Source organism: uncultured Sphingomonas sp., from assembly GCF_946477935.1.
Lineage (GTDB): Bacteria > Pseudomonadota > Alphaproteobacteria > Sphingomonadales > Sphingomonadaceae > Sphingomonas.
In genome coordinates this window covers 1-7,258 of sequence record NZ_CAMLAC010000183.1, presented here as the reverse complement: position 1 = coordinate 7,258, position 7,258 = coordinate 1, and the positions used below count along the sequence as shown (strand labels likewise).

Genomic DNA, 7,258 nt, shown 5'->3' with positions numbered 1-7,258 from the left:
GGGCGGCGGATGGTGGTGAGGGCGGGGGAGATGATCGAGGCGATGTCGCTGTCGTCGAAGCCGGCGATCGACACCTGTCCCGGCACGGCCAGCCCGCGCTCATAGGCCGCCTTGATCGCGGCGGCGGCGGTGATGTCGTTGCTGGCGAAGATGGCGGTCGGCGGCTCGTCCAGATCGAGCAGCGCGCAGGCGCGGGCATAGCCGGTCGCAAAGCCATAATCCCCCTCCGCCACATAGCGGTGGGGCAGGGCGATGCCATGCCCCTCCAGCGCGCCGCGAAACCCCTGTTCCCGCTCGTTCGCGGAGTAGAAGGAGAGCGGGCCGGTGATGATCGCGATGCGGCGGTGCCCCAATGCCACGAGATGATCCGCCAGAAGAGCGGCCGCGGCGCGTTCCTCGCTGATCAGCGCGCCGGCATAGCCGGGCACGCGCACCGCGGCGATGCCCACCGCGGGGACGTTCAGGCGCGACAAGGTAAGCGGAATGGACGCGACTTCGGAGATGGGCGGCAGGATGATCAACCCGTCGATCCGCGAGCGGATGGCGAAATTCTCGATATCGGCGCTCAGCGTGGCGGCCCCGAACTGCGCAGGGTGGACGACCAGCTCATAGCCGAGCGAGGCGCAGACGTCGACGATGCCGCGCTGGAATTCGCCGATCACATGCGCGTTCGGATCGTCCTGGACGACGCCGATCAGCGATGATCGCCCGGAGGCGAGCGCGCGGGCACGGCTGCTGGGGCGGAAATCGAGCTGCTTGATCGTCTTCTCGACGCGCGCGCGCGACGCGGCCGCAACCTTTGGCGACTTGTTGAGCACCCGTGACACGGTGCGGATCGAAACGCCGGCAGCCTGCGCCACATCGCTGATCGTCGTTGTCCGATAATTGCTCACTCACCCGCGCTCCTACCTGCACGCCGACTATACCGGACCCGCCTTTGCGTGCCAGCCCGCCACCGACCCCAATAGCGGACAAAGACGCCCTTGCCAGCGATGGCAAGAAAAGGATTGACGGGCATTAGTCAGAGTTTAGAAAACCGAGCGTCGGGTCGGTAAGAATCCAGAGGCATAGGGATTCGATCGGCTTCGTGCCCAGGCACGCCGTCAGAGCGGGACGCTTACAGGGGGAGGATGGATCATGGATCGGTATCGCGTTCAATTATTGGCCACCGCTGGCATACTGACGGCGATGTTGCCGCAGGCGGTGTGGGCACAGCAGGGGCAGGGGGTTCCGGCATCTGCCAGCACTGCGCAACCATCGCCGGCGACCACGGCTGCGACAGGAACGGTGGCAGCGCCGCAGGAGACACCCGCCGCCGATCCCGATACGCCCGATCCGGCGGTCGCCACCGCCGAACAGGAGATCGTGGTCACCGGCTTCCGCGCCAGCCTGGCGAGCGCGCAGGCGATCAAGCGCAATTCGGACGCCATTCTGGACGCCATCGTGGCGGAGGATATCGGCAAGCTGCCCGACAATACCGCGGCGGAATCCATCGCGCGCGTGACCGGCGTGCAGGTCGACCGCTTCGGCGACGAGGTTCGCGGCGTGCTGGTGCGCGGCCTGCCCGATCTCGCCACCACCTTCAACGGTCGCGACATCTTTACCGGCGAGTTGCGCCGTTCGCAGCTTCAGGACTTTCCGGCGGGTGCGCTGGCCGGGCTGGAGGTCTACAAGTCGGGCACCGCGGACCTGCTGGAGCCGGGGCTCGCCGGCCTCATCAACGTCCGCTCGCGCCGCGCCTTCGACTTCAACAAGCCGTTCACGATCGCCGGCGGCTTCCGCGGCACCTATAACGATCAGAGCAACAAGTACGACCCCAACGGCAACCTGCTGGTGGCAGTACGCAAGGACACGCCGGTCGGCGAGATCGGCATCCTGGTCAATGCGTCGTACAACCAGTCGCGCTACCGCAATGCGATCCGCGTCGGCAGCGGCACCATCACAACGCTGAGCGTCAACCAGAGGCCGACGCCGACCTCGGTCGGTCGCTCGTTCCGCTATCCGGACCGCGTCTCCGTCGCAAACCCCAGCGGCAAGCGCGTGCGCCCGTCGGGCAATATGAGCGTCCAATGGAAGCCGGCATCGAACCTGGAGGTCTATTACGACTTCCTGTTCCAAGGCTTCCGCCAGGACGGCTATAACGACCAGTTCGACGTGTTTCTGCGCAGCGGCAGCCCGCCCCCGGCGCTGAGCGACGTCGTGCTGGTCGAGGGCACCGACAATCTGGTGGAAAGCTTTACCAAGACGGGCGGCGACCGGGCGCAGACCTTCCGCAGCACCAGCGAGAGCTACACCAACACCTTCCAGAACGCGCTCGGCTTCAAATGGGATACGGGTCGGGCGCGGCTCAGCGCCGACCTGGCCTATACGCGCAGCGAATACGGTATCGACGAGTGGAGCTTCGACACCGCGACAACGGTGGTGCCGGTGGCGACCGTGCAGTTCTTCGCCGATGGCGGCAATGCCTTCAACCTGCCCGGCTTCAACGCGCTCGATCCCAATCTCTACAAATGGCGCGGTTATTTCGAGCGGACGAACCGTACAAACGGAAAGGGGTGGCAAGGCCGTACCGACCTGGAGCTGGACACCGACCTGTCGTTCCTGCCCCGGTTGCAGTTCGGGTTCCGCTGGTCGGACCGTGACGGTTCGCTGCGCAACGGCACGCGCTACGCGAATACCGAGGGGCTGAACGTTCCGCTGACCGCTTTGGGACTTGGCGACCTGGTGGCGACGCAGGACGCGTTCCGCACCGATGTGCAGGGCCTGCGTAGCTGGCTGGCGCCGTCGCGCGGTGCGATCATCGCCAATCAGGAGGCGCTGCGCCTGCGTTCGATCGCGGGGTTGCAGCAGCTTCTCGCGCAGACTTCGGCGACCGATGGGCGCGTGGCGGGTTGGCGAACCAACCTGCCGCTGTTCGCCACCGAGAATGTCCAGCTCGACCCGACGCAGGGGTTCCGCGGCGAGGAGACGACCTATGCGGTCTATGGCCAGGGGCGCTATGCGCTGACTCTGGGCGGCCTGGATATCGACGGCCTGTTCGGTGTCCGCGTCGTCAACACGGTCGGTCGGTACAGCGGCGTCGGGCGTGTCACCTCCGGCGGGGTGACGACCGCGGTGGAGCGGTCGACCGACGCGAACTATCTCGACATCCTGCCGAATTTCAGCCTGCGTTTCCGCCCCATGGACAAGTTGCAGGTGCGCCTGGCGGCGACCAAGACGCGGACCCGGCCCGAATTCAGCCAGCTCAACCCGGCGATCACCATCACGGAGGCCGCCCCGCCGCCACCGCCGACGCCGGGCGTGCCCGTGGAAGAGCCGTGCGATCCGCGCTTCCCGGTCAATCTTTGCGGCCGGGTCAATGCCACCGGTACGGGCGGCAACCCGAACCTGCGGCCGCTGGTGGCGCACAATTACGACGCGACGATCGAATATTACTTCTCTCGCACGGGATCGATCACCGCTGCGGTCTTCTATCGCGATATCGACGGGTTCATCTCGAACTATCTCCAGCGCTTCATTGATCCCGTCTACGGCCTGATCCAGACGACCTCGCCGCAGAACGCAGGCGCCGGTCGGATCAAGGGTGTGGAACTGGGCGGCCAGACCTTCCTGGAGTTCCTGCCCGGCGCGCTCAAGGGCTTCGGTGTCCAGGCGAACGTGACCTATGTCGATGGCAAGAACGCCTACCCGCTGGCGGCGAACGCCGATGGCAGCGTGCCGCCCACGCCGCCGCTGGTGCCGATCCCGTTCGTGTCGAAATGGACGTACAATGCCGCGCTGTTCTTTGAGCGCAGCGGTATCTCGTCGCGACTGTCGTACAACCGTCGCAGCCCGTTCGTGACCGGCAACCTGTATACCAACGGGGTCTATACCGGTGAGGGCGTCCTGGCCATCGAGCGGCTCGACTTCTCGATCAGCTACAATCCGATCCCCGAGCTGACGATCACGCTGGACGCGACCAATTTGCTGGCAAAGCCGTTCCGCAGCTACATCGACTATCTGCCCGAGCGGCGATACACCCGCGACGTGCGTGACGAGGGCCGGTATTTCGGCGTCGGCACCCGGTTCCGCTTCTGATGCGGGACACAATCCCGGCCGGACCGGCATCACCCCGATGGTGGTCGGCCGGGCAATGACTTGATCGGACAGATGATGGCGAGATTCCGCTGGTTGGCCCCCTGGTTGACGACGACCATGTTTGCCTTGGGAACGGTGACGCCCGCGCTGGCCCAGAGCGATGCACCCGGCGTGGCGCCGGTGCAGGTCAATCCCGCCCGGCCGGATTGGGAAAACCCGGCCGTGTTCGCCCGCAACACGCTGCCCGCGCGGGCGACCGGCTTTCCCTTTGAAAGCCGCGCGGCGGCGATGGCGGGGCGGCGGGATGCCTCCACCCGGTTCCTGTCGCTCAACGGGCCGTGGAAGTTCGCTTTCTCGCCCAGCGCCGACGACCTGCCGGCCGGGTTCGAGCAGCCCGGTTTCGACGTGTCGCAGTGGAAGTCGATCAAGGTGCCTGCGATGTGGCAGGCGGAGGGCTATGACCAGGCCGTCTACAACAACTGGCGCTATCCGTTTCCCGCCAACCGGCCGCTGATCCCGCACAAGACCAATCCCGTCGGATCCTATCGCCGCGACATCGGGGTGCCGGCCGGGTGGAAGGGCGGCAGCGTCATCCTGCATATCGGTGCGGCGGGATCGGCCTATACCGTCTGGGTGAACGGCGTGAAGGTCGGCTATGCCGAGGACAGCAAGCTGCCGTCCGAGTTCGAGGTGGGCGAACAGATCCGGCCGGGGCGCAATACGGTCGCCATCCAGGTGATGCGGTGGTCGGACGGTTCGTATCTGGAGGATCAGGATTTCTGGCGCGTGTCGGGCATCGAGCGCGACGTGTTCCTGTTCGCGGTGCCGAAGACGCATGTCCGTGACGCCTTTGTCCATGCCGGATTGGACGAGGGGTATCGCAACGGCACGCTGTCGGTCGATCTGGCGGTGACGGCGGGCGCGGCCGGGCGGGCGCGGATCACGGTGATGGACGGCGACCGGGTGGTGCTGACGCGTGCGACGCCGCTGGCCGCGAGCGGCGCCGAGCGCCGGCTGACGATTGGTGGCACCGTGCCCGGCGTGCGATCGTGGAGCGCGGAGACGCCGAACCTCTACACGCTGCTGGTCGAGCTGGAGGATGCGTCCGGCAGGCTGGTGCAATCGACGCCGTGGCGGATCGGGTTCCGCAGCGTGGCGATGCGGGGCGGGGTGGTGACGGTCAATGGCAAGCCGGTGACCATTCGCGGCGTCAATCGCCACGAGCATGACCCCGAGACCTTTCACGTCATGTCGCGCGACCTGATGGAGCGGGACGTGCGGCTGATGAAAGCCAGCAACGTCAACGCGATCCGCACCGCGCATTATCCGAACGACCCGTATCTCTACGAACTGGCCGACCGGTACGGCCTGTATGTGATGGACGAGGCCAACGTCGAGAGCCACGCCTATATGGAATATGGCAACCGCTTCCCCGAGAAGCGCGCCCAATATCAGATCGGCTTCGACCCCGCATGGCGGGCCGCGCATGTCAGCCGGATCATGAACATGGTCGAGCGCGACAAGAACCACCCCTCGGTCATCTTCTGGTCATTGGGCAACGAGGCGGGGATCGGCCCGACCTTCGAGGAGGCGGCGCGGCGGGTGAAGGCGCGCGATCCCGGCCGGCTGGTCAGCTATCTGGGCTGGGGTCCGTTGCCGCTGCACGACCACCGGCCCAACTGGTATGCCGATGTCTATGCGCCGATGTATGATCCGGCGCAGAAGATGGACGATTACGCGCGCAACTGGACCTACGCGCAGCCGATGGTGCAGAGCGAATATGCGCACATGATGGGCAATTCGGGCGGCAATCTGAAGGAATATTGGGACACGATCTATGCCCATCCGGCCAAGTTGCAGGGCGGCTTCATCTGGGACTGGGTGGACCAGTCGATGTACGGTTACACGAAGGATGGCCGTCGATACTGGGCGGATGGCGGCGAATATGGCCCCAACTTTTCCGGCGACATCGAGTTCGGTGACGGGCTGATCCAGTCGGATCGGACGCCCAACCCGGTGCTGCATGAGTTGAAGAAGGTGTCGGCGCCCGCCGAGTTCACCGATTTCGACCCGCGCGACGGATCGCTGACCGTACGCAACCGGCAGGATTTCCTGGACCTGTCGGGCTATCGCTTCGAATGGGAACTGGCCGAGGATGGGCAGGTGGTGCAGCGCGGGACGCTGAGCCCGCCCGCGGTGGCCGCGCACGGTATGGGCAGGATGACCCTGCCGGTGGCGAGTTTCCGCCGCAGGCCGGGTGCGGAATATCTCGTCACGGTGCGGATGCGGGCGACGCAAGGGCTGGTGCCGACGATCGCGGCCGGGACGGTGATGGCGTGGGAGCAGTTTTCGGTGCAGGGGCCGAGCGGCGCCCGCCCGGCTGCACCGGGGTCGGCGGCCGTGAGCGAAACCGCGAATGCCGTGCGGTTCGCCGCGGCGGAAGCGGTGCTGGAGCTGGATCGCAGGACCGGGCTGATCCGCAGCTATACCAGGGGGGGCAAGCCGCTTCTGACCGGTGGCGCGCCCAACTTCTGGCGCGCGGAGACCGACAACAGCATCGGCACGGGGGTGGCAAAGCAGCTCGCGATCTGGAAGGAATTGAGCGCGGCGCGCACCCTGTCCGGCATCTCGCTGCGCCGCAGCAGCGACGGCGCGCGCGAGGCGGTGGTCGACTTTACCCTCGGTACCGAGGCGGTGCCGCGCGTGGCGACCTTCCGTTCGACCTATCGCATGGCGGGCGACGGGTCGGTCACCGTGGCGACGCAGTTCACGCCGCTCCGGTCCGACCTGCCGGCGCCGTTCCGGGTGGGGCTGGCCTTCGACCTGCCGGGCGCGCTCGATACCGCGGAATGGTATGGGCGCGGGCCGCATGAAAGCTATGTCGATCGCAAGCATTCGGCCGCGATCGCGCTGTGGCGGGGCAGTCTGGCCGAGCAGCCGCATGACTATATCCGGCCGCAGGACACCGGCAACAAGGTGGATGTACGCTGGATGCGCCTGACCGGGGGCGGGCGCGGGGTTCGAGTGGAGGGCACCAGGCCCCTGATGATGAACGCGCTGCCCTTTGCCTATTCGGACCTGTACCGCCGTCCGCCCGGCACCTGGAAATGGACGGACATCCGCTTCGGCGAGCGCGGGACGTTGCTGGTGGATGCGACGCAATGGGGGGTCGGTGGCGACA

The 7,258-nt window shown here is 66.5% G+C and carries 3 protein-coding genes; 2 read left to right on the top strand and 1 reads right to left on the bottom strand.

All coding sequences use genetic code 11. From position 1 onward, the window contains the following. Positions 1–893, bottom strand: an 893-nt coding sequence (locus tag Q0U08_RS15585; RefSeq protein ID WP_298092443.1) for a LacI family DNA-binding transcriptional regulator, incomplete at its 3' end; no start/stop codon positions are given. 244 nt (positions 894–1,137) lie between these two features. Between Q0U08_RS15585 and Q0U08_RS15580 the strand changes: the two genes are divergently transcribed. Both Q0U08_RS15580 and Q0U08_RS15575 read left to right on the top strand, forming a co-directional pair. After that, the gene (locus Q0U08_RS15580; protein ID WP_298092442.1) at positions 1,138–4,077 is read left to right on the top strand and encodes a TonB-dependent receptor; all 2,940 of its coding nucleotides are present in this window, start codon (positions 1,138–1,140) and stop codon (positions 4,075–4,077) included. Positions 4,078–4,182: 105 nt separating this feature from the next. Next, positions 4,183–7,258: glycoside hydrolase family 2 TIM barrel-domain containing protein (locus Q0U08_RS15575; protein ID WP_367271147.1), on the top strand; the 3,076-nt coding region annotated here is incomplete at its 3' end.

Bases quoted from the DNA above. Each gene is read 5' to 3' on its own strand.
- Q0U08_RS15580 (WP_298092442.1), top strand. From the start codon at position 1,138: ATGGATCGGTATCGCGTTCAATTATTGGCCACCGCTGGCATACTGACG.